The following is a 22175-nucleotide window of genomic DNA, read 5'->3' as shown; positions in this document are numbered from 1 at the left end:
CTCGATCACCTGCTTCACCGCCTCTGCCCGGAACTCATCCGTGTACTGCTTGCTGTTGCCCATAAACACCTCGGTCATTGCCATCAATTATGGCAACCGGATGTCTACGAAAGGCTGGCCGGTCCACGCGCAACCACGGCGTCATCGCCCAGGCCGCCGCCGAACTCGGCCTGAGCCGCCAGGCACTGTACCGGCGCATGGACCGGCACGGCATCCCACGCGAATGAAACGGCGCTCGTTCACCTTCCGCCTGTTCCTGCGCCTGCTGCCGGTGCTGGCGCTGGCCGCCGCGTTGCCGTGGCTGCTGGCCTACTGGATGGACCATGGCTGGGTGGTGACCACGGTGTCGGCGCTGATCCTGCTGTCGCTGATGTGGTGGACCCTGCGCCGTGCCACCGCGCCGGTACGTTCATTGATGCGCGCCTTGGCCGGCACCACCAGCAGCTACCGCGACGGTGAGTACAACTTCGGTGTGTACTGGCCGGGCAACGACGAACTGGGTGACCTGGTGCAGGCGCACCGCGAACTGGGCGACGTGCTGCGCGAGCAGCGGCAGGGCCTGGTGCAGCGCGAACTGCTGCTGGACACCATGGTACAGAACACCCCGGTGGCGATGCTGCTGATTGCTTCCGGCGGCGATGGCATCGCCCGCGTGGTGTTCTCCAACCTGGCCGCGCGCAAGCTGCTGCATGGCGGCTGGAAGCTGGAAGGCCAGCGCCTGGAAGAGGTGCTGGAACAGGTGCCGGTGGAGCTGCGCGATGCCATCGCCCGTGGCGGCGACAGCCTGTTTGCGGTGCATGCGGAAGGCGAAGACGGCGATGAGGACGACGAACAGGTCTATCACCTTTCACGCCGATCTTTCCAGCTCAACGGCCGCCCGCACGACCTGCTGCTGGTACGCCTGCTCACCGCCGAACTGCGCCGCCAGGAAGTGCAGACGTGGAAGAAGGTGATCCGGGTGATCAGCCACGAGCTCAACAACTCACTGGCACCGATCGCCTCGCTGGCCCACTCCGGTGGCGTGCTGGTGCAGCGCGAGCGCTTCGATCGGCTGCCGGAGATCTTCACCACCATCGAAGACCGCGCGCGCCACCTGGAAGGATTCATCCGTGGCTATGCGCGCTTCGCCAAGCTGCCGCAACCGCAACTGCAGACCGTGCACTGGGCGCCCTTCCTGTCCAGCCTGCGCCAGCAGATTCCGTTCAGCATGGAACGTGAACCGGACGAGGAACTGAGCAGCCGGATCGACATCGCGCAGTTCGGGCAGGCGCTGTTGAACCTGCTGAAGAACGCGCATGAAGCCTGTGCCGAAGCCGATCTGCCCAATGATGACGTGCAGGTGCAGCTGACGCGGTTGCCGCAATGGCTGCGCCTGGATGTGCTGGACCGTGGCAAGGGCATGAACGAGCAGGTGCTTCAGAACGCGCTGATGCCGTTCTACTCGACCAAGCGCAACGGTACCGGGTTGGGACTGGCACTGACCCGCGAGATCGTGGAGGCGCACGGTGGGCGGGTGTCGCTGCAGAACCGCGGTGATGGCGGGCTGTGCGTGTCGATCCTGTTGCCGGTGGGGTGAGCGGGCCAATCGGGTAGATCCACGCCATGCGTGGATGTGCCGACCGGGGTCGGCACCTACCAGACCCGCCGCATCGCCACCCGCAGGTGCATCGGAAACCCGAGCGCAGCCTCTTCGGCCATGACGGCGCGCAGGCCATCGTTCCACTCCGCCTCCGGCACTTCAACGAATCCTTCGCTGGCATAGAAGGCTGCATTCCACGGTACATCGCTCAAGGTGGTCAGCACCGCTGCAGCAAAGCCGGTGGCCCTGGCCTGCGCCAAGGCATGCCGCAGCAATGCACGGCCATGGCCACGACGCGCGTGCGCTGGATCCACATCCATCTGCAGGACATGGAACTCGCCTGCCAGGTCGCCGGCCAGCAGGTAGCCGGCAATGCCGCCGCCGGCGCCATCCACCACCCAGAGCTGTCCACGCTCACGGCCTTCCTGCAGCGTCGGCAGGTCCAGGCCGTGGCCGGCAAACACCGGATAGGCCTCGTGGCCCCTCAGCAGTTCACCGGCACGCTGTTCGATCGTCGGCAGCACACCCAGCTCATCGGTGCGCGGCACCCGTGGCTCAGGACTTCTTGACCGGGCGCTTCCAGCCATCGATGGTTTCCTGTCGTGCACGTGCCAGCGTCAGCTTGCCGTCCGGCGCGGTGCGGGTGATGACCGACCCGGCAGCGATGGTCGCGCCCTCGCCGATGGTGATCGGCGCCACCAGCGAGGTGTTGGAGCCGATGAAGGCGTTGTCGCCGATGGTGGTGGTCGACTTGTTCACGCCATCGTAGTTGCAGGTGATGGTGCCGGCACCGATGTTCACCCTGCTGCCGATCACCGCGTCACCCAGGTAGGTGAGATGGTTCGCCTTGCTGCCGACGCCGAGGGTGACCTTCTTGGTTTCGACGAAGTTGCCGACGTGTACGCCATCGGCCAGCACGGTACCCGGCCGCAAGCGTGCGAACGGGCCGATCTGCGCGGCACCTTCGGTGACCACGCCTTCCAGGTCGCAATGCGCGCGCACTTCGGTGCCGGGCCCCAGGTTGACGTCCTTCAGCCGGTTGAACGGGCCTACGGTAACGCCGTCACCGAGCACGACGTTGCCTTCAAGAACAACGTCGACATCGATCAGCACATCGCTGCCCACGGTGACGGTGCCACGGATATCCAGGCGTGCCGGGTCGCGCACGCGCGCGCCCTGAGCGCACAGAGCACGCACCGCACGGCGCTGCCAGGCGCGTTCCAGCTGCGACAGCTGCCACGGATCATTCGCGCCCTCAGCCTCCTGTGCATCGGCGACCAGGGCCATCTCGGCCGGGGTGTACTCATGCGCGGCGAACGCGAACACATCGGTAAGGTAGTACTCGCCCTGCGCATTGCTGTTGGACAGCTGCGACAACCAGCGGCGCAGCGCGGTCGACTCTGCGGCGATGATGCCGGTGTTGATCGTGCGCACGCGCAGCTGGTCGTCGGTGGCGTCCTTCTGCTCGACGATGGAGCCCACCTTGCCCTCTGCATCGCGCAGCACGCGGCCGTACCCGCTCGGGTCATCGACTTCGGCCACCAGCACTGCCAGCCGGCCCGGCTGCGCGAGCAGGTCGCGCAGGGTCTGCGCGCGGATCAGCGGCACATCGCCGTACAACACCAGCACCTGCGCAGCGTCGGGAACCTGCGGCATTGCCTGCGCCACTGCGTGGCCGGTACCGAGCTGCTGGGCCTGTTCGGCCCACTGCAGGTCGGGTTGGCCGGCGAAGTACCGACGCACCGCCTCGCCACCATGGCCGTAAACCACGTGGATGGCCGCCGGCTGCAGCTCGCGGGCCGCATCGATCACGTGCGCCAGCATCGGCTGGCCGGCGATCGGCTGCAGCACCTTTGGCAGCACCGACTTCATGCGCTTGCCGGCGCCGGCGGCGAGGATGATGACGTGCAGGGCTTGGGTCATGGGAGCAGCAGTCCGTAGTTCGTTGCCGGTGATTCTAGAGCGTGGGCCGTTAACATGGGCATCCCTCCTCCTTCACCATGCCGATGAGCCTGCTCCGCCAGGGAAGCACCTACCTTGTGATCGGGCTCGTGCAGCTGCTGGTCGATTGGCTGGTGTTCGTGGTCGCCACCGCGCTGGGCATGCCGGTCGCGCCGGCCAACATCGCCGGTCGCCTGGCCGGCATGCTGCTGGGCTTCTGGCTCAACGGCCGCTACACCTTTGCCGAGGCCGGTGCCGGCAAGCTGGGATGGAAGCGCTTCGCACGCTTCTTCGGGCTGTGGCTGCTGCTGACGGCAGCGAGCACGCTGCTGGTCAGCCTGGTCGACCAGGCGCTGGGCCTGCAGTACACGTGGCTGGCCAAGCCGCTGGTGGAAGGCGGGCTGGCGTGCGTGTCGTTCCTGTTGATGCGCCATGTGGTGTATCGCTGATCGCGGTCAGCGGTCAGCGTCACGGCTCTGGCACAGGCGCGCCGAGTCCCTCACGCCACAGCTGCAGCGCGCTGTAGCGCAACCGCACCTGATGCTGCCCGGCCGGCACGCACAACGCATGGAAGAGGCCATTGCCGCGCAGCAGCGGCAGTACCTGGCCATCCTCAAGCTGCGCCTGCCAGCCACGACCGGTGGTTTCGTTGATCACCACCCATGCTGCGTGGTCGGCCACCACCGTCAGCTCGATGCGTCCCGGCTGGTAGTGCAGCACCTGCACCGTGGCCTCGCCGGCATCCTGTTCGGCACAGTGGCTGCTGGCGGCTGCCGGCAGCCATAGCTGCCGGTTGAAATCGGTCTGGTTGAACAGCGGCGCAGGCGGTAGACGCTCCTCATGGCGGCGCACCTGCCGCGGATTCAGTACACGTGGCAGCACGCTGTCACGCCGCGCAAGTTCCACCTGGTCGCCGTGCGCGCTGGAGCCCGGAAACGGCTCCTGAGCCAGCAGCCAACGCACGCCCAGCAGGTCGTACAGGGGAGCAGCGGTGTCTGGCATCCAGGCAGTGGGGACCTTCTGCTGGAAGGTATCCACCGGCTCGCCCGGCATCCCGGTCATCTGCAGATAGTCGCTTGCCAGCAGCGGGTTGTAGCCGTTTGCCAGCGCAATGGCATGCACCGCCGCGCCGTTGGTGAGTCCGCCGATGCCGAAGACCACCGCGCGCTCGGGTATGCCGACATGCCGCTCTGCCGCCAGCAGCGCATAGGCGCGCTGCGCAGGACCTGCACGATCGGCGGTGAGCACCGACTTTGTGCCGCTGCCCGCGTTGAACCTGGTGCCGACGTTGAACAGCAGCAGGTCCAACAGCACCAGTACCAGCACCCAGCGCGCAGGCGCCTGGTGGCGGCGCAGCACCCGCACCGCGGCTACGCCCAGCGCGGCGCTGACCGCAAGCCAGGCGAAAGCGAGCGGATGACAATGATCGATCGCCAGCCATGCAGCGCACGCACCCAGCACTGCGACGACCGCCACGGACACCCGATGCAATCGCAATGGCTGCCGCTGCAGGGCAACCTGCAGGGCATTGGCACCCAGCCACGCCGCCGGAGGCACGGTAAGGAACAGCGCATCGGATGGGCGCCGGAACAGGTCCAGCCCCGGAAGCCAGCCAAACAACCAGGGAAACAGCGGCGTCGCGCCACCCACCGCGACCATGATCGCCAGCGTCAGCGCACACAGCGCGATGCGCGTCGCCGCCGGCTTGCGCCGCAGCACCTCACCGCCCCAGAGCAGCCACAGCGCCAGCGGCACTGCCCCCACATAGAGGTAATCGGCGCTGATATCACCGAAGGCCCAGCTGTCGCCGCGCCCCTGCGAGAACACGTTGCCCGACAGCAGTGTCACCAGTGTCTGCCAGTGGATGGCACCCGGCAGCGCGGCTTCCAACGTCAAGCCATTGCGATTGGTCTGGTCCAGCCAAGCCAGCGTGGACAGCCACTGCGGCGCACTGACAACGCCGGCGAGAATGGCCACCACGCCCAGCTGCCACAGCAGGCGCATGCGCTGCCCCTGTGCCAGCACGACAGCAGCTACTGCGTAGATCACGCACGCGAGGATGATGAAATAGGTGACCTGGGTCAGTTGAAGCGTACACATCCCGCCGGCCACACCGGCCAGCAGGATGTCGCGCATCCGTCCCCGCCGGCGGACCTGCTCCAGGCCCAGCCACAGCCAGGGCAGCAGGCAGTAGCTGATGATCATCGGCGTGTGCTGCAGGCGCGACGCGGCCACGCCTCCAAACATCAGCGTGAGTGCGAACAGCAGCTGCGCCGGCGGCGGCATGCCCTGCACGCGGCTCAACCGCAGTGCACCCAGGCCGCCTGCCAGCACATGCAGCAGCACCACCACCGTGAACAGGTGCAGGGAGCCCGGCGCCAGCAGCATCGGCAGCAGCATCGTCGGCTGCAGCGTCATCATCTGCGGATCGGCCACCTGCGGGTAGCCACCGTAGAGATACGGATTCCACCAGGGGGCCTGCAGGTGACGCAGCTGCTCGGCACTGAAACTGACCGCCGGGAAGAACTGCTGCACGGCATCGAAGGGGATGGTCTTGATGCCACTGAGCCATGGCAGGCACAGAACGATCCACGCAATCAGGAACACGCCTGCCGGTGTGCGCCACGGCCGCTGCGAGCTGCCGCCTTCAATCGCTGTCGAGTAGTGCTGCATTCCCTGCTCCTGTGGCGAACAAACAAAAACGCCGGCAGCTAGCCGGCGCCTGTGCTTGATGACGCGCGAACCTCAGTGCTTGAGATTCTTGCGCAGGCGTTCCAGTGCCTGCAGCTGGACGACGGCTTCAGCCAGCTTCTGCTGGGCTTCGGCCACTTCCATCGCTTCGCCGCGGTTGGCCAGGATGCGCTCGGCTTCTTCCTTGGCCTTGCGGACCGAGGCTTCGTCGATGTCCTGCGCGCGGATCGCGGTGTCGGCCAGCACGGTCACCACCTGCGGCTGCACTTCCAGGATGCCGCCGGAAATGGCGAAATCCAGCTGCTCGCCGTTCGGCGTGGTCACCACCACCTTGCCCGGCTTCAGGCGGGTGATCAGCGGCGCGTGCTTGGGCGCGATGCCCAGTTCGCCCAGCTCACCGGTGGCCACGACCAGGGTCGCTTCGCCACGGAAGATTTCCTGCTCGGCGCTGACGATGTCGCAACGGATCGTGCTCATGCAAATCTCTTCGCTGTTCGCGGTGGCGCAATGCCACCGTGGGGGTCCACCGGCGCGGGCGGTTGCCCGGCGCCGGCGTCAGGTCGGCCAGGATCGCTCCTGCCCGTCCCGGATCAGGCCTTCTCGGCCATCTTCTTGGCCTTCTCGACCGCTTCTTCGATGCCGCCGACCATGTAGAACGCCTGCTCCGGCAGGTGGTCGTACTCGCCATCGACGATGGCCTTGAAGCCACGGATGGTGTCCTTCAGCGGCACGTACTTGCCCGGCGAACCGGTGAACACTTCGGCCACGTGGAACGGCTGGCTGAAGAAGCGCTCGATCTTGCGGGCGCGCGACACGGCCTGCTTGTCCTCTTCGGACAGTTCGTCCATGCCCAGGATCGCGATGATGTCCTTCAGTTCCTTGTACTTCTGCAGGGTCTGCTGGACGCGCTGGGCGGTGTCGTAGTGCTCGTGGCCGATCACCAGCGGATCCATCTGGCGGCTGGTGGAGTCCAGCGGATCGACGGCCGGGTAGATACCCAGCGAGGCGATCGAACGCGACAGGGTGACGGTCGAGTCCAGGTGGGCGAAGGTGGTCGCCGGCGACGGGTCGGTCAGGTCGTCCGCGGGAACGTAGACGGCCTGGATCGAGGTGATCGAGCCGTTCTTGGTCGAGGTGATGCGCTCCTGCAGGACGCCCATTTCCTCGGCCAGGGTCGGCTGGTAACCCACCGCGGACGGCATACGGCCCAGCAGTGCCGACACTTCGGTACCGGCCAGGGTGTAGCGGTAGATGTTGTCGACGAACAACAGGACGTCCTTGCCCTTGCCGTTCTCGTCCTTCTCGTCGCGGAAGTACTCGGCCATGGTCAGGCCGGTCAGCGCGACGCGCAGGCGGTTGCCCGGCGGCTCGTTCATCTGGCCGTACACCATCGCCACCTTGTCCAGGACGTTGGAGTCCTTCATTTCGTGGTAGAAGTCGTTGCCCTCACGGGTACGCTCACCCACGCCGGCGAACACGGACAGGCCGCTGTGCGCCTTGGCGATGTTGTTGATCAGCTCCATCATGTTGACGGTCTTGCCGACGCCGGCGCCGCCGAACAGGCCGACCTTGCCGCCCTTGGCGAACGGGCACATCAGGTCGATGACCTTGATGCCGGTTTCCAGCAGCTCGGTGGCCGGAGACTGGTCTTCATACGACGGCGCAGCGCGGTGGATTTCCCAGTTGTCGCTGGCAGCGACCGGGCCGGCTTCGTCGATCGGACGGCCCAGCACGTCCATGATGCGGCCCAGGGTGCCGGCGCCGACCGGCACCGAGATGCCGCGGCCGGTGTTGACGGCAACCAGGTTGCGCTTCAGGCCGTCGGTGGAACCGAGGGCGATGGTACGCACCACGCCGTCGCCCAGCTGCTGCTGGACTTCGAGGGTGATCTCGGTGTTTTCGACCTTCAGTGCGTCGTACACCTTCGGCACCGATTCACGCGGGAATTCGACGTCGACGACCGCGCCGATGATCTGAACGATCTTGCCCTGACTCATTGCTGCATCCTCTAATGTGTGCTTTGAACGAACGCGGTCAGACTGCTGCCGCGCCGCCGACGATTTCGGAGATTTCCTGGGTGATCGCTGCCTGGCGCGCCTTGTTGTAGACGAGCTGCAGAGTGCCGATCAGCTTGTTGGCGTTGTCGCTCGCCGCCTTCATCGCGACCATGCGTGCGGCATGCTCGGAGGCGACGTTTTCCAGCAGTGCCTGGTACACCAGCGACTCGATGTAACGCGTCATCACGTGCTCCAGCACGGTCGCGGCATCGGGTTCGTACAGGTAGTCCCAGTCGTGGTGAGCGATCTGCTTCTCGGCCGGCGGCAGCGGCAGCAGCTGATCGAAGCTGGCCTTCTGCACCATGGTGTTCACGAAGCGGTTGTAGACCAGGTACACGCGGTCGATCTTGCCTTCGGTGAAGGCGTCGAGCATGACCTTGATCACACCGATCAGCGATTCCAGCTTCGGCACGTCGCCGATGTGGGTCACGCTGCCGACCATGTTGACCTTCACGCGGCGGAAGAAGGTCGAAGCCTTCTGGCCGATGGTCACCAGGTCCACTTCGGCACCCTTGTCCTGCCATGCCTTGGCTTCGCCCAGCATCTTGCGGAACAGGTTGTTGTTCAGGCCGCCGGCCAGACCGCGATCGGAGGAGATCACGATGAAACCGACCCGCTTGACCTGCTCACGCTCGACCAGGAACGGATGCTGGTAGTCGGTGCTGGCCTGGGCCAGGTGACCGATCACCTGCTTCATCGCCTGCGCGTACGGACGCGAGGTCTTCATCCGATCCTGCGCCTTGCGGATCTTGGAGGCCGAGACCATTTCCAGGGCGCGCGTCACCTTGCGGGTGTTCTGCACGCTCTTGATCTTGGTTTTGATTTCGCGTCCGCTTGCCATCTCTTGTTTCCCGTGGCGCGGGGCTGATGCCCCGCGTTGTTCAACCGTTTGTCATCTGGTCCAGCGGAGCCTGGGGCTCCGCTCTACAGGACCGCGATTACCAGCTGCCGGTGGTCTTGAACTCGGCGATGCCCTTCTTGAAGGCACCTTCGATGTCGTTGTCCCAACCGCCGGTAGCGTTGACCTTGCTGACCAGCTCGCCCTGGGTGTTGGCGAAGTGGGCGTGCAGGCCTTCTTCGAACGCCAGCAGCTTGTTGACCGGCACGTCGTCGAGGTAACCCTCGTTGACGGCGTAGATCGACAGCGCCTGGTTGGCGATCGACATCGGCGCGTACTGCTTCTGCTTCATCAGCTCGGTGACGCGCTGGCCACGCTCCAGCTGCTTGCGGGTCGCTTCGTCCAGGTCCGAGGCGAACTGCGCGAAGGCAGCCAGTTCACGGTACTGGGCCAGCGAGATACGGATGCCGCCCGACAGCTTCTTGATGATCTTGGTCTGGGCCGAGCCACCGACGCGCGACACCGAGATACCGGCGTTCACGGCCGGGCGGATGCCGGCGTTGAACAGGTCGGTTTCCAGGAAGATCTGGCCGTCGGTGATCGAGATCACGTTGGTCGGAACGAACGCGGACACGTCGCCGGCCTGGGTTTCGATGATCGGCAGCGCGGTCAGCGAACCGGTCTTGCCGGTGACCTTGCCTTCGGTGAACTTCTCGACGTATTCCTCGGACACGCGGGCAGCGCGCTCGAGCAGACGGGAGTGCAGGTAGAACACGTCACCCGGGTAGGCTTCGCGGCCCGGCGGGCGCTTCAGCAGCAGCGAGATCTGGCGGTAGGCGACAGCCTGCTTGGACAGATCGTCGTACACGATCAGCGCGTCTTCGCCGCGGTCCATGAAGTACTCACCCATGGTGCAGCCCGAGTAGGCGCTGATGTACTGCATGGCAGCCGATTCGGAAGCGGTCGCGGCGACCACGATGGTGTGGGCCAGCGCGCCGTTCTCTTCCAGCTTGCGCACGATGTTGGCGATGGTCGACGCCTTCTGGCCGATCGCAACGTACACGCACTTGATGCCGGTGCCCTTCTGGTTGATCACGGCATCGATCGCCATGGCGGTCTTGCCGGTCTGGCGGTCACCGATGATCAGCTCGCGCTGGCCACGGCCGATCGGGATCATCGAGTCGACCGACTTGTAACCGGTCTGCACCGGCTGGTCGACCGACTTGCGCCAGATCACGCCCGGAGCAACGCGCTCCACCGGAGCGGTCAGGTCGGTGCCCAGCGGGCCCTTGCCGTCGATCGGCTCGCCCAGCGCGTTCACGACGCGACCCAGCAGTTCCGGACCGACCGGCACTTCCAGGATGCGGCCGGTGGTCTTGGCGACATCGCCTTCGCGCAGGTGCTCGTAGTCACCCAGGACCACGGCGCCGACCGAGTCGCGCTCCAGGTTCAGGGCCAGTGCGAAGGTGTTGTTCGGCAGTTCGATCATTTCGCCCTGCATCACGTCGGCCAGACCGAAGATGCGCACGATGCCGTCGGACACGCTGGTCACGGTGCCTTCGTTGCGCGATTCCGCGGCCAGCTTGACCTTCTCGATACGGTTCTTGATCAGTTCGCTGATTTCGGAGGGGTTGAGCGTGGTTGCCATCGTCAAGTCCTAGTGCCGGCAGCGGGGCCGGACGTTAAATGAATTCAGTTAGCGAGCGCGGTCTGCAGACGGGCCAGCTTGCCCTTCAGCGAACCATCGATGACCACGTCGCCGGCGTCGATCACGGCGCCGCCGATCAGCGAGGCATCGACCGCGGTGGTCACGTCGACCTCGCGGTTGAAGCGCTTGCGCAGCGCGACCTTGATCGCGTCCAGTTCACCGGCCGACAGTTCGGCAGCCGAGGTGACGGTGGCCTTGACCACGTGCTCGGCTTCGGCGCGCAGGGCGTCGAACATGCCGGAGATTTCCGGCAGCAGCGGCAGGCGATGCGATTCGGCCAGGATGGCCAGGAAGCGCGAGTAGGTCTCGCCGTGGGACACCGGCGCCAGCAGGGCGACGGCGTCGTCACGACCCAGCTCCGGGTTGGCGAGCAGGGCCGCCACGCGCGGGTCGGCGGCGACGTGGGCGGAGAACGCCAGGGCGTCCGACCACGGCGCGAACGCGCCTTCGTCGCGCGCGGTCGCGAACGCGGCGCGGGCGTACGGGCGGGCAAGCGTGAGGGCCTGGCTCATCCTTAGATCTCCGAGGCCAGCTCGTCGAGCAGCGCCTTGTGGGCGTTGGCGTCGATTTCGCGCTTGAGCAGCTTTTCGGCACCGGTCACGGCCAGCGCGGACACCTGCTTGCGCAGATCTTCACGGGCACGGTTGGCGGCGGCGTCGATTTCAGCCTGGGCCAGTTCCTTCTGACGGGTGGCTTCGGTGATCGCTTCGTTGCGGGCAGCATCAACGATCTGGTTGGCACGCGCATGGGCCTGATCGATGATCTCGTTGGCCTTGGTGCGGGCTTCCTTCAGCGCTTCGTTGACCTTCTCCTGCGCCTGGGCCAGATCTTTCTGGCTGCGGTCGGCAGCAGCGAGGCCTTCAGCAATCTTCTGCTGGCGCTCTTCGATCGCGTTCATCAGCGGCGGCCAGATCTTGGTCGCGATGATCCAGATCAGACCAGCGAAGGCCAGCGCCTGCGCAAGAAGGGTGAAATTGATATTCATGGTTAGCTCGATCGCTGGTTTCGGGGTGGACGCGCCGCCGAAGCGGCACATCCGGCCTTCATCCGAAACCGGGTGCATCAGCACCCGGTCGTCTCAAACCGCTGTATCAGCCGGCCAGAGCCTTGGTGACGGCGCCAGCGAAGGCAGCCGACAGCGGGTTGGCGAAGGCCAGCAGCAGGCCAACGGCGACCGAGATGATGAACGCGGCGTCGATCAGGCCGGCGGTGATGAACATGCGGACCTGCAGGACCGGGATCAGTTCCGGCTGGCGGGCGGCCGACTCCAGGAACTTACCAGCCATGATGGCCAGACCCAGACCGGCGCCCAGCGCGGCCAGGCCGATCATGATGCCGACGGCAAGGGCGGTGGAGCTCTGAATCTGCGCGAAGTTGGTCAGGACGGCGAAGTACATGGTTATCTCCAGGAACTTAAGTTGCTAAGGGTGATGAAACGGATGAAGGTTGAAACGCGTTGAAGCTTGAAACTCAGTGAGCGTCTTCCGACAGGCTCAGGTACACGATCGACAGCATCATGAAGATGAAGGCCTGCAGCGGGATCACCAGCAGGTGGAACAGCATCCAGCCGAGGCCGAACACACCACCGGCAATGGCACCGAAGAAACCGGCACCACCCAGCACCCAGATCAGCAGGAACACGATTTCGCCGCCGAACATGTTGCCGAACAGTCGCATCGCCAGCGAGATCGGCTTGCTCAGCCACTCGACGATGTTGAGGATCAGGTTGAACGGCATCATCCACTTGCCGAACGGCGCCGTCAGGAATTCCTTGATGAAGCCGCCCAGGCCCTTCGACTTCAGTGCGAAGAACAGCATCAGGAAGAACACGCTGATGGCCATGCCCAGGGTGGCATTGACGTCAGCGGTCGGCACCGGCTTCCAGTAGTGCACGCCCGCCCATTCCAGCGGCTTGGCGATGAAATCGGCCGGGATCATCTTCAGCAGATTCATCAGCAGAATCCAGAAGAAGATGGTGATGGCGATCGGCGTGACCAGCTTGCTCTTGCCGTGGTAGGTGTCCTTGGCCTGGCGGTCGACGAACTCCAGGCAGATCTCGACGAAGGCCTGCCACTTGCCCGGCACGCCGGCGGTGGCCTTGCGGGTGCCCAGCCAGAACGCGACAACGATCACCAGGCCCATCAGGACCGCAGTGAGGAAGGTATCGACGTGGATATGCCAGAACATACCCTCACCCTTGCCGACCGGCGCGGTCAGGTTGTGCAGGTGATGCTGGATGTAGCTGGTAGGGGTTAGAGCCTCGCCCGCCATGTGTCCGGAACCTTCAGTTAATTGAATTCTGTCAACGCCTGGCCATCGCCAGGACCTGGAACATCAAGCCGACGGCGATACCGGCCAACAGCGCCAATGCAGGCAGCTTGAAGACCAGGAACCCCACCAGCAGGACGCCGAAAACCACGACCCACTTGGCCACGATCGCAATGATCAGGCGAGCCATCGCCGATCCTGCGGCCACCGCACCGCCCCCCAGCGCCATCCTTGCCGCCACCCAGCCACCGGCCGAAATGGCCACACCGGACGCCAGCGCGCCGAGGGCATATTTCGGACCGACCAGCAGGAAGGCCAGGGCCAGGACAGCGACCGCGGCCAGCGGGTAGACCGCGGCGCGCAGCATCAGTCGCCGACCCGCATCAACGGAGTTCAGCACAGGACGTCCCGCGTGGTTGCAAGTGGAAGGCTGAGGCGGCTACAGCAGGGGGGGGCCTCATCGAGCCGCCAAATTATAGCAATGGGACAATTTGCGAGACAACCGCTGCCTGTTCATCCCGGGAAGCCGCAAGTTGCGGTAACGGTTACATTTTTGCGTACCACCCGGGGGACAATGACGTCCACATGATGCTGCACCGCAGTATTGAACTTTGGTCGCAGGCGAGGAACTTTCGCCGGATGCGCAGGTCCGATCTTTCGACCTGCCTGCAGCATCCTCGTCGGCTCCACCCCGCAGGTCCCACGATGGCCCCGAAGCCCGTCTCCGGGGCCATCTTTTTGCATCGCCGCGACAGCACTGAACCGTGCACATGCCGTGGACCATACGTTCACGGATGGTGGACGGGCCGGTCCGGCACAGTGGTCTTCATTCTGATGAACCACTGCAAGGACTCTTCGATGCGCCCCGTACCCACCCTGCTCGCTCTCTCCCTGATCGCCGCCGGCGCCTCGTTCGCCACCGCTGCCCACGCCGCCGAAGGCGACGACCGCTTTGCCCTGCGCTTGGGTGCGATGAACATCGACTCGGACAACACGCTCCGCGGCAAGACCAATGTCGCCGGGCAGGACATCGGCTTCTCCGAGGACTTCAAGCTGGGTGGCAAGGAGTGGGAGCCGCGCATTGACGGCATGTTCCGCATCAGCAACCGCCAGCGCCTGCTGTTCAACTATTTCAAGTACGACAAGGACCGCCGCGAGACCCTCGGCCAGGACATCTCCTTCGGTGACGTCAACGTGCCGTCCGGCAGCTTCGTCAAGGGCGAACTGAAGTACCAGGTGGCCAGCCTGGTCTATGACTACTCGGTGGTGGACACCGATACGTTCGACCTGGGCCTGCAGCTGGGTGCCGAGTACGCCAAGGTCAGCACCAAGGCCTACGCCGATCTGGGCACCGTGTACGAAGGCCAGTTCCTCAACGAGAAGACCGACGGCGTGGCGCCGGTGGTCGGTGCGCGATTGAGCTTCACCCCGTCCGAGAAGTGGATGATCACCCTGCAGGGCCAGTACCTCAACACGCGCTGGGGCAGCTTCGATGACTACAAGGGCGATCTGAGCCGCGCCAACGCCATCGTCGACTACCGCTTCACCAGGAACTTCGGTGTGTTCGCCGGCTACGACTGGTTCAAGCTCGATGCGGACAAGAAGGGCAGCGACGGCACCATCGGCCTGAAGCAGGAATTCAAGGGCCCGGTGGCCGGCGTCAGCTTCGTGTTCTGATCCCTCGTCCCTTCCACGCTATCTCTCCTGGCGCGGCCTCCGGAACATCGGGGCCGCGTTTTTTGTGGCATCGTCGAGCAGAGAAGCAGGTTGGTCGAGCGCGGGGGGAGAGGGGCTTGCGTGCGAATGTCCCCCGGCGCCGGCCTGCGGCCGTCACCTCCTCCTTTACTTCGCACGCAAGCCCCTCTCCCCCCGCGTGTCAGGCATCCGGGCGGCTTTGGCACTGGCTCTTACTATCCGCAAGCCGAGCCGCTGCGCGGGTGGCAGGGCGTTTGGACAAAGTAAAGGAGGAGGCGACCGCCGCAGGCGGGCGACGGGGGACATTTGTCCAAATGCCTGCCACCCGCGCAGCGGCCCGAACGCTCGCAACGGCGTCGAACGAAGAAACAAAAAGCCCCGGTAGATGCCAGGGCTTTTCGTTCGTGAAGGCGCAGGCGCCTTACTTCTTCTTCGGCATGTACAGATCGGTGATCGTGCCGTCGTAGATTTCCGAGGCCATCGCCACCGATTCGCTCAGCGTCGGGTGCGCATGGATGGTGTGGCCGATGTCTTCGGCTTCGGCACCCATCTCGATGGCCAGGCCGATCTCGGCCAGCAGGTCACCGGCATGCACGCCAACGATCGCGCCGCCGATGATGCGGTGGGTCTCCTCATCGAAGATCAGCTTGGTGAAGCCCTCGGTGCGACCGATGCCGATCGCGCGGCCGCTGGCGGCCCACGGGAACTTGGCCACGCCGACCTTCAGGCCCTTGGCCTTGGCTTCGGTCTCGGTCACGCCCACCCAGGCAATTTCCGGGTTGGTGTAGGCCACCGACGGAATCACCCGGGCCACCCACTCCTTCTTGTGGCCAGCGGCCACTTCGGCGGCCAGCTTGCCTTCGTGCGTGGCCTTGTGGGCCAGCATCGGGTTGCCGACGATGTCGCCGATGGCAAAGATGTGCGGCACGTTGGTGCGCATCTGGCGATCAACCGGGATGAAGCCACGCTCGGTGACCTGCACGCCGGCCTTCTCGGCATCGATCTTCTTGCCATTCGGCGAACGCCCGACGGCCACCAGCACACGGTCGAAAGTGCCCTGCGCCAGCGCCGGCGCCTGGCCTTCCTCGGCCGCCTCGAAGGTCACGGTGATGCCCTTGGCATCGGCAGTGACGCCCGAGGCCTTGGTCTTCAGGTGCACTTCGATGCCCTGCTTCTTCAGGCGGTCGGCCAGCGGCTTGACCAGGTCCTTGTCGGCGCCCGGCATCAGCTGGTCCATGAACTCGACCACGGTGACCTTGCTGCCCAGTGCGCTGTACACAGTGGCCATTTCCAGGCCGATGATGCCGCCGCCGACGACCAGCAGCGAGCCCGGCACTTCGGCCAGCTCCAGCGCGTCGGTGGAATCCATCACGCGCTTGTCGTCCCACGGGAAGTTCGGCAGCTTCACCGCCTGCGAACCCGCGGCGATGATGCACTTCTGGAAGCGCAGCAGCTGGGTGCTGCCGTCTGCGGCGGTGATCTCCAGTTCGTTGGCCGAGATGAACCTGCCGACGCCCTGCACGTTGCGGACCTTGCGCTGCTTGGCCATGCCGGCCAGGCCCTTGGTCAGCTGGTTGACGACCTTTTCCTTGTACTGGCGCAGCTTGTCCAGGGTGATGGTCGGCTTGCCGAACTCGACGCCGAAATCGCCGGCGTGGGCCACTTCGTCGATCACCGCGGCGGCGTGCAGCAGCGCCTTGGACGGAATGCAACCGACGTTGAGGCAGACGCCGCCGAGGCTGGCGTAGCGCTCGACCAGCACCGTGTCCAGGCCGACGTCGGCGGCGCGGAAGGCGGCGGTGTAGCCGCCCGGGCCGGAGCCCAGCACGACCATTTCGCATTCGATGTCGGCCGGCTTGCCACTGGACAGCGCCGGCTTCGGTGCCACCGGCTCGGCCGGGGCGCGGTGCGAGGGGGTCACCGGCGGCTTGCTGGCCGGAGCGGCCGCAGCCGGAGCCGGCGCAGCGGCCTTGGCCGGGGCATCGGCGGCGCCTTCAGCGTCCAGTACCACGACCACGGCGCCTTCGGACAAGGTGTCGCCCAGCTTGACCTTGATCTCCTTGACCACGCCGGCCGCCGAGGACGGCACTTCCAGGGTGGCCTTGTCCGACTCCAGGGTCACCAGGCCCTGGTCCTTCTTCACCGTGTCGCCGACGGCGACCAACACTTCGATCACCGGAACATCGCTGTAATCGCCGATGTCGGGAACCTTGACTTCAATCGTGGCCATGGTGGTTTTCCTTGTGCCCGGCCGGCAGGGCCGGCGGGCTGTCACTGCATCTGTTCACGCGGCCGCGCCAGGGGCAGCGGCCGCACGGTGGGGGCGAAGCGATGCCTTACAGCAGCACGCGGCGCATGTCGGCCAGCACCTGCGACAGGTACGTGGTGAAGCGTGCGGCCAGGGCGCCGTCGATGACGCGGTGGTCGTAGCTCAGCGACAGCGGCAGCATCAGCTTCGGCGCGAACTCCTTGCCATTCCAGACCGGCTGGATGGAGGACTTGGACACGCCCAGGATGGCCACTTCCGGTGCATTGACGATCGGAGTGAACGCGGTGCCGCCAATGCCGCCCAGCGAGCTGATCGAGAAGCAGCCGCCGCTCATGTCGGCCGGGCCCAGCTTGCCGTCGCGCGCCTTCTTGGCCAGTTCGCCGGTTTCCTGCGCGATCTGCACCACGCCCTTCTTGTCCACGTCGCGGATGACCGGCACGACCAGGCCGTTCGGCGTATCGGCGGCAAAGCCGATGTGGAAGTACTTCTTCAGGGTCAGGTTTTCACCGCTGGCGTCGAGCGAGGCGTTGAATTCCGGGAACTTCTTCAGCGCCGCGGCGCTGGCCTTGATCAGGAAGGCGAGCATGGTCAGCTTGATGCCGGCCTTCTCGTTTTCCTTGTTCAGCGCCACGCGCAGGCCTTCCAGGTCGGTGATGTCGGCCTGTTCGAACTGGGTGACGTGCGGGATCATCGCCCAGTTGCGGGCCAGGTTCGCGCCGGAGATCTTCTTGATGCGCGACAGCGGCTGCACTTCCGTCTCGCCGAACTTGCTGAAGTCGACCTTCGGCCACGGCAGCAGGTTCAGGCCACCGCCGGCAGCGACGGCAGCACCACCGGCAGCCGGCACACCACCGCTGAGCGCGGCCTTGACGAACTTCTGCACGTCACCCTTGGTGATGCGGCCGCCCTTCTCGGTGCCGTTGATCTGCAGCAGGTCCACGCCCAGCTCGCGGGCGAACACGCGCACCGCCGGGGTGGCGTACGGCACCTTGGCCGGCAGCACGCCATCGGCGTTGAACTGCACCGGCGGGCTGGACGGGGTGCCGGCCGAGGCGATCTCGCGCGCCGCCAGCTTGTCCGGCTGTGCCGGCACAGCGACCGGCTCGACCTTGGTGGCGGTCTCGGCGGCAGCCGGAGCAGCGGCCGCCGCCGCCTTGGTCGGTGCCGGCGCGGCAGCGCCTTCGGCTTCAATGATGGCAACCACGTCGCCCTGCGACAGATTGTCGCCCACCTTGACCTTGATCTCCTTGACCACACCGGCCACAGACGACGGCACCTCCATCGTGGCCTTGTCGCTTTCCAGCGTGACCAGGCCCTGGTCCTTCTTGACCGTGTCGCCGACGGCGACCAGCACTTCGATGACCGGAATTCCGGCGTAGTCGCCGATGTCCGGCACCAGCGCTTCCACTGCGCCACCGCTGGCGGCCGGAGTGGCCGGAGCGGCCGCCGCAGCAGCGGCGGGGGCCGGCGCGCTCTGGGTGGCGGCAGCCGGGGCAGCGGACTTGGCCGGTGCCGGTGCGGCGGCGGCCGGCGCGGCGGCTTCGCCTTCGGCCACTTCGATCAGCGCCACGACCTTGCCTTCGGACAGGCTGTCGCCCACCTTGACCTTCAGTTCCTTGACCACGCCTGCCACCGAGGACGGCACTTCCATGGTCGCCTTGTCGCTTTCCAGCGTCACCAGGCCCTGGTCCTTCTTGACCGTGTCGCCGACGGCGACAAGCACCTCGATTACCGGGATATCGCTGTAGTCACCGATATCGGGGACAAGTGCTTCCTTGATTTCGGCCATGGGGATAACTCCGGCAATCTGGTGTAGGGAAACGTCTATTGTGCGGCCAGCGGGGTCCAGCGCCAACCGTTACAGGTGTTTTCAGTACGCACGCAGCCGGGACAGGCTGTTGCCCACGGGTCCCGGCCGCGACCAGTCGGTAGCGTATTGTCCGGACGATGTCCGCTTCATGTCGCCAGTGCGTCTGCAACCGGCTGCCAGGCCTGGCGCAGGCGCGGCAACGACCACGCCGCATTGGCCGGGCTGGTCGAGGGCAATGCAACCACCTGTGGCGGGGCCTCCAGCTGCGGCAGCACCCAGCGCTGGAACGCCTGCCATGATGCAGCGCCATTGCAGCCGATCAGCGTCAGCTCAGGCAACGTGGCGATCAGTTCCGGCAGTGCATTGGCCACTTCCGTGCCACGCACGATGTCCGCATCCAGGCTGCCTCGGCGCTCGCAGCGACCGATCACATCCCACAGGCCGATGCCCGCGGCATTCAATGCCTGCAGCCGCGCGGCGTAGGCCAGATCCGCGTCGAAACCACAGATGTCGGCCATCAGCGGCCAGAAGCGGTTGCGCGGATGGGCGTAATAGCGCTGCTCCTGCAGGGACGCCACGCCCGGCATCGAGCCCAGCAGCAGCACCCGGCACTCCACGTTCACCTGCGCTTGCAGGCCAATGCACAACGTTGCTGTGCTCACATCTTCTCCAACTGCATGAATGTCCCCGAGCGCCAGAAACCCCATGAATAAAGGCGTTCCGTACCCGTCGCTGAACAAGGGAAACTATTTTTTAACGTGCGTCGGATTCGATTCATGTTGGGGCGACTACGGTGTGCTCGCCCCGCAACCGGGGGCCCAAAACAAGAAACATTAGGAGATACCCCCATGCGCTCCATCCGTATCCTGAGTCTCGCCCTGCTGACCTCCGCCGCCTTCGCGCCGGCCGCTTTCGCCCAGGACAGCAGCAGCACCGACACCGCGTCGGGCAAGCATTTTGCCGTTGTTGGCGGCATCTCGCTGCTGGAACCGAAGAACGATCCGATCTCCGGCGTGAAGAAGACCGATGGTGGCCCGGCGCCGACCGTCAGCTTCAGCTACTACATCAACGACAACTGGGCCGTTGAACTGTGGGGCGCCGCTGACAAGTTCGACAACAAGTTCAAGGGCCCGAACAACGCCCGCCTGGGCTCGGTCGAGCAGCAGCCGGTCGCGCTGAGCGGCCAGTACCACTTCGGCCAGGCTGACAACGTGTTCCGTCCGTTCGTGGGCGTCGGCTACTACCAGTCGAGCTTCAGCAACGAGAAGCTGGGCAACGGCGCTGACACCGACATCCGCTTCAAGGATGCCAAGGGCGTGATCGGCACCGTCGGCGTCGACATGAACATCAACTCCACCTGGTTCGCCCGTGCTGACGCCCGCTACATGCGCGCCCGCCCGGACATCAAGGTTGGCGGCGAGAAGATCGGCGAAGCCAAGATGGATCCGTGGACCGTCGGCTTCGGCATCGGCGCCCGCTTCTGATCCAGGCTGCACCTGCTTCACTGATGCAACGCGACGGGCCCTTCGGGGCCCGTCGTCGTTTCCGTCACCGGCGTTCCGCGTGTAGAGCCGAGCCCGCGCTCGGCTGCTTTTTTGTAGAGTCGAGCTTGCCCGGCTGACCCGGAAAGCAGCCGAACATGGGCTCAGCTCTACACAAACAGGACGCGAAGACACGATGGACGACGTCGACCTGCTGGTGATCGGTGGCGGCATCAACGGTGCCGGCATCGCCCGTGACGCCAGCGGCCGCGGCCTGCGCGTGCTGCTGTGCGAGCAGCACGACCTGGCCGCGCATACCTCCAGCGCCAGCAGCAAGCTGATCCACGGCGGCCTGCGCTACCTGGAACAGGGCGAGCTCGGGCTGGTGCGCAAGGCGCTGGGCGAACGCGAGGTGGTACGCCGACAGGCGCCCCATCTGGTCCATCCATTGCGCTTTGTGCTGCCGTGGGAACCCCATCTGCGCCCACGCTGGATGCTACGCGCGGGACTGTGGCTGTATGACCACCTGGGCCGTCGCAGCCCGGCATTTCCCGCCTCGCGCGCCCTGGACCTTCAGCGCGATCCGCTCGGCCCCTGGCTTTCCCCGGATCTGCGGCAGGCCTTCAGCTACGCCGACGCGCAGGTCGATGACGCGCGACTGGTGCTGCTCAACGCCCTGGATGCCGCGCAGCGGGGCGCACAGGTGCGTGTACGCAGCCGCTGCATCGACCTGCAGCCCTTACAGGGCCGGTGGCAGGCCGTGCTGGAATCCGCTGATGGCCAGCAGCAGGTGACCGCGCGCGCCGTCGCCAATGCGGCAGGGCCGTGGGCCGGCGGCCTGCTGGAACGGATGGAGGCACGCAGTGGCGGCCCCGCGCTGCGGCTGGTACAAGGCAGCCACATCGTCCTGCACCGGCCCTGGCCCGATGACAGCGCGTGCCTGCTGCAGCAACCCGATGGACGCGTGGTGTTCCTGTTGCCCTTCGCCCACGACCACCTGCTGGTTGGCACCACCGACACCGACTATCGCGGCGACCCGGCGCGCTGCAGCGTGCTGCCTTCAGAGGTGGCGTACCTGTGCGAAGCGGCCAATCGCTACCTGCATGAACCCATCGCGCCGGAAGATGTGGTCTGGCAGTTCGCCGGTGTCCGCCCGCTGCTGGCCGATCCCGATCCGCGCGCGGCAAGACTCAGCCGCGATTACCGCCTGCAGCTGCAGGTGGACCCGGCACCGGCGCTGCATGTGCTGGGCGGCAAGCTGACCACCTACCGGGTGCTGGCCGAGGAAGCGCTGGAGCTGCTGCGGCCCGCCCTGCCGCAGATGGGAGCGGCGTGGACAGCAAACGGAGACCCGCTGCCAGGCAGCGACTGGGGCGACGCCGCGCAGGCGGGCGCGCATCTGCAGGTATCGGCACCCTGGTTGCCCGCAGGTATCGCGCGACGCTGGGCCTGGGCCTATGGCAGTCGCAGCGCGGAACTGCTGCAGGGTGTACGGGGCCTGCACGATCTTGGCGAGGCGTTTGGCGGCGGCCTGCATGCCCGGGAAGTGGCCTTTCTGCGCGAGCAAGAGTGGGCGCGCACTGCCGAGGACGTGCTGTGGCGAAGGAGCAAGCTGGGGTTGCGGCTGGACGCTGCGCAGGTGACACGGCTGCAGGCGTGGATCGAACACTCCACTGTGTAGAGCCGCGGCCTGGGGCGGGGCGGTTTGGACAATGCTGCCCGGCTAGCGCGGCTCGAAAAAGAAAAAAAGTAATTATACATACATGCCATAACGGGACCCGTGCAGTAGCCCCCCGAACTGAGGGGGCTTTCCCAGCGGCCCAACACATTGGGGCGGC

At 65.7% G+C, this 22175-nt stretch carries 20 protein-coding genes and 1 pseudogene; 6 read left to right on the top strand and 15 right to left on the bottom strand.

Translation table 11 applies throughout. From position 1 onward, the window contains the following. Positions 1-137: 137 nt before the first annotated feature. Positions 138-227 (top strand): annotated as a pseudogene (locus WDC87_RS18485) (helix-turn-helix domain-containing protein); the annotation flags it as partial. Next, positions 224-1576 (top strand): HAMP domain-containing sensor histidine kinase, encoded by a 1353-nt coding sequence (locus tag WDC87_RS18480; protein WP_301655242.1) that lies wholly within the window; start codon positions 224-226, stop codon positions 1574-1576. The pseudogene WDC87_RS18485 and the gene WDC87_RS18480, both read left to right, overlap by 4 nt. 56 nt (positions 1577-1632) lie before the next feature. Here the strand turns inward: WDC87_RS18480 and WDC87_RS18475 are convergent, their stop codons facing one another. Further along, positions 1633-2166: a GNAT family N-acetyltransferase gene (locus WDC87_RS18475; RefSeq protein ID WP_072167220.1), complete on the bottom strand. Its 534-nt coding sequence runs from the start codon at positions 2164-2166 to the stop codon at positions 1633-1635. Further along, the gene (gene glmU / locus WDC87_RS18470; protein WP_111201681.1) at positions 2135-3502 is read right to left on the bottom strand and encodes a bifunctional UDP-N-acetylglucosamine diphosphorylase/glucosamine-1-phosphate N-acetyltransferase GlmU; all 1368 of its coding nucleotides are present in this window, start codon (positions 3500-3502) and stop codon (positions 2135-2137) included. Before glmU ends, WDC87_RS18475 begins: the two co-directional genes overlap by 32 nt. Before the next feature lie 83 nt (positions 3503-3585). Between glmU and WDC87_RS18465 the strand changes: the two genes are divergently transcribed. Then, positions 3586-3969 (top strand): GtrA family protein, encoded by a 384-nt coding sequence (locus WDC87_RS18465; RefSeq protein WP_061479886.1) that lies wholly within the window; start codon positions 3586-3588, stop codon positions 3967-3969. 19 nt (positions 3970-3988) lie between these two features. Here the strand turns inward: WDC87_RS18465 and WDC87_RS18460 are convergent, their stop codons facing one another. From WDC87_RS18460 to WDC87_RS18415, 10 genes are all read right to left on the bottom strand, one after another. Further along, complete coding sequence (locus WDC87_RS18460; protein WP_111007815.1) at positions 3989-6193, bottom strand: hypothetical protein; 2205 nt, start codon at positions 6191-6193, stop codon at positions 3989-3991. 72 nt (positions 6194-6265) lie between these two features. Then, on the bottom strand, positions 6266-6688 hold the full coding sequence (locus WDC87_RS18455) for a F0F1 ATP synthase subunit epsilon (RefSeq protein WP_005419509.1): 423 nt from the start codon (positions 6686-6688) through the stop codon (positions 6266-6268). 113 nt (positions 6689-6801) lie between these two features. Further along, positions 6802-8208 (bottom strand): F0F1 ATP synthase subunit beta, encoded by a 1407-nt coding sequence (gene atpD, locus WDC87_RS18450; protein ID WP_005419510.1) that lies wholly within the window; start codon positions 8206-8208, stop codon positions 6802-6804. Positions 8209-8245: 37 nt separating this feature from the next. Next, positions 8246-9109, bottom strand: a complete 864-nt coding sequence (atpG, locus tag WDC87_RS18445; RefSeq protein WP_227836847.1) for a F0F1 ATP synthase subunit gamma — start codon at positions 9107-9109, stop codon at positions 8246-8248. A gap of 97 nt (positions 9110-9206) precedes the next feature. Further along, the gene (gene atpA, locus WDC87_RS18440) at positions 9207-10754 is read right to left on the bottom strand and encodes a F0F1 ATP synthase subunit alpha (RefSeq protein WP_005411130.1); all 1548 of its coding nucleotides are present in this window, start codon (positions 10752-10754) and stop codon (positions 9207-9209) included. Positions 10755-10798: 44 nt separating this feature from the next. Further along, positions 10799-11326, bottom strand: coding sequence for a F0F1 ATP synthase subunit delta (locus WDC87_RS18435; RefSeq protein WP_005411131.1), 528 nt, complete (start codon positions 11324-11326; stop codon positions 10799-10801). 2 nt (positions 11327-11328) lie between these two features. Continuing rightward, on the bottom strand, positions 11329-11799 hold the full coding sequence (locus WDC87_RS18430) for a F0F1 ATP synthase subunit B (protein WP_005419512.1): 471 nt from the start codon (positions 11797-11799) through the stop codon (positions 11329-11331). A gap of 106 nt (positions 11800-11905) precedes the next feature. Continuing rightward, a complete protein-coding gene (gene atpE, locus WDC87_RS18425) occupies positions 11906-12211 on the bottom strand; it encodes a F0F1 ATP synthase subunit C (RefSeq protein WP_005411133.1) in 306 nt (101 codons plus the stop codon). Positions 12212-12284: 73 nt separating this feature from the next. After that, complete coding sequence (gene atpB / locus WDC87_RS18420) at positions 12285-13085, bottom strand: F0F1 ATP synthase subunit A (RefSeq protein WP_005411134.1); 801 nt, start codon at positions 13083-13085, stop codon at positions 12285-12287. Between the two features lie 31 nt (positions 13086-13116). Beyond that, a complete protein-coding gene (locus WDC87_RS18415; RefSeq protein ID WP_014648497.1) occupies positions 13117-13482 on the bottom strand; it encodes a hypothetical protein in 366 nt (121 codons plus the stop codon). Between the two features lie 458 nt (positions 13483-13940). Here WDC87_RS18415 and WDC87_RS18410 point away from each other — a divergent pair, with 458 nt between their 5' ends. Further along, the gene (locus WDC87_RS18410; RefSeq protein ID WP_005419516.1) at positions 13941-14759 is read left to right on the top strand and encodes a hypothetical protein; all 819 of its coding nucleotides are present in this window, start codon (positions 13941-13943) and stop codon (positions 14757-14759) included. A gap of 439 nt (positions 14760-15198) precedes the next feature. Here WDC87_RS18410 and lpdA read toward each other — a convergent pair whose 3' ends face one another. From lpdA to WDC87_RS18395, 3 genes are all read right to left on the bottom strand, one after another. Beyond that, entirely contained in the window at positions 15199-17007 is a 1809-nt protein-coding gene (gene lpdA, locus WDC87_RS18405) for a dihydrolipoyl dehydrogenase (protein WP_065178009.1), read from the bottom strand. 106 nt (positions 17008-17113) lie between these two features. Beyond that, positions 17114-18835, bottom strand: a complete 1722-nt coding sequence (aceF, locus tag WDC87_RS18400; protein WP_180890492.1) for a dihydrolipoyllysine-residue acetyltransferase — start codon at positions 18833-18835, stop codon at positions 17114-17116. Between the two features lie 167 nt (positions 18836-19002). Continuing rightward, positions 19003-19518 carry a DNA-deoxyinosine glycosylase gene (locus WDC87_RS18395; protein ID WP_065178007.1) on the bottom strand — a complete coding sequence of 172 codons (516 nt, stop codon included), beginning with the start codon at positions 19516-19518 and terminating at the stop codon, positions 19003-19005. A gap of 186 nt (positions 19519-19704) precedes the next feature. On the opposite strand from WDC87_RS18395, the gene WDC87_RS18390 reads away from it, so the two are divergent. Both WDC87_RS18390 and glpD read left to right on the top strand, forming a co-directional pair. Continuing rightward, complete coding sequence (locus tag WDC87_RS18390; protein WP_005419535.1) at positions 19705-20340, top strand: OmpW family outer membrane protein; 636 nt, start codon at positions 19705-19707, stop codon at positions 20338-20340. A 193-nt stretch (positions 20341-20533) separates the two neighbouring features. Beyond that, positions 20534-22018, top strand: a complete 1485-nt coding sequence (glpD, locus tag WDC87_RS18385) for a glycerol-3-phosphate dehydrogenase (RefSeq protein ID WP_252745180.1) — start codon at positions 20534-20536, stop codon at positions 22016-22018. Positions 22019-22175: the final 157 nt, after the last annotated feature.

It is taken from the genome of Stenotrophomonas maltophilia group sp. Smal12 (assembly GCF_037079935.1).
GTDB lineage: Bacteria > Pseudomonadota > Gammaproteobacteria > Xanthomonadales > Xanthomonadaceae > Stenotrophomonas > Stenotrophomonas sepilia.
This window is presented reverse-complemented; position numbering and strand designations above follow the sequence as displayed.

Coding starts and splice junctions, on each gene's coding strand:
- WDC87_RS18455 (WP_005419509.1), bottom strand. CDS start 6,688: ATGAGCACGATCCGTTGCGACATCGTCAGCGCCGAGCAGGAAATCTTC.
- atpE (WP_005411133.1), bottom strand. CDS start 12,211: ATGTACTTCGCCGTCCTGACCAACTTCGCGCAGATTCAGAGCTCCACC.
- atpD (WP_005419510.1), bottom strand. CDS start 8,208: ATGAGTCAGGGCAAGATCGTTCAGATCATCGGCGCGGTCGTCGACGTC.
- WDC87_RS18465 (WP_061479886.1), top strand. CDS start 3,586: ATGAGCCTGCTCCGCCAGGGAAGCACCTACCTTGTGATCGGGCTCGTG.
- WDC87_RS18435 (WP_005411131.1), bottom strand. CDS start 11,326: ATGAGCCAGGCCCTCACGCTTGCCCGCCCGTACGCCCGCGCCGCGTTC.
- atpB (WP_005411134.1), bottom strand. CDS start 13,085: ATGGCGGGCGAGGCTCTAACCCCTACCAGCTACATCCAGCATCACCTG.
- aceF (WP_180890492.1), bottom strand. CDS start 18,835: ATGGCCGAAATCAAGGAAGCACTTGTCCCCGATATCGGTGACTACAGC.
- WDC87_RS18410 (WP_005419516.1), top strand. CDS start 13,941: ATGCGCCCCGTACCCACCCTGCTCGCTCTCTCCCTGATCGCCGCCGGC.
- atpG (WP_227836847.1), bottom strand. CDS start 9,109: ATGGCAAGCGGACGCGAAATCAAAACCAAGATCAAGAGCGTGCAGAAC.
- WDC87_RS18480 (WP_301655242.1), top strand. CDS start 224: ATGAAACGGCGCTCGTTCACCTTCCGCCTGTTCCTGCGCCTGCTGCCG.
- WDC87_RS18475 (WP_072167220.1), bottom strand. CDS start 2,166: ATGGCTGGAAGCGCCCGGTCAAGAAGTCCTGAGCCACGGGTGCCGCGC.
- WDC87_RS18430 (WP_005419512.1), bottom strand. CDS start 11,799: ATGAATATCAATTTCACCCTTCTTGCGCAGGCGCTGGCCTTCGCTGGT.
- atpA (WP_005411130.1), bottom strand. CDS start 10,754: ATGGCAACCACGCTCAACCCCTCCGAAATCAGCGAACTGATCAAGAAC.
- glpD (WP_252745180.1), top strand. CDS start 20,534: ATGGACGACGTCGACCTGCTGGTGATCGGTGGCGGCATCAACGGTGCC.
- lpdA (WP_065178009.1), bottom strand. CDS start 17,007: ATGGCCACGATTGAAGTCAAGGTTCCCGACATCGGCGATTACAGCGAT.
- glmU (WP_111201681.1), bottom strand. CDS start 3,502: ATGACCCAAGCCCTGCACGTCATCATCCTCGCCGCCGGCGCCGGCAAG.
- WDC87_RS18460 (WP_111007815.1), bottom strand. CDS start 6,193: ATGCAGCACTACTCGACAGCGATTGAAGGCGGCAGCTCGCAGCGGCCG.
- WDC87_RS18390 (WP_005419535.1), top strand. CDS start 19,705: ATGCGCTCCATCCGTATCCTGAGTCTCGCCCTGCTGACCTCCGCCGCC.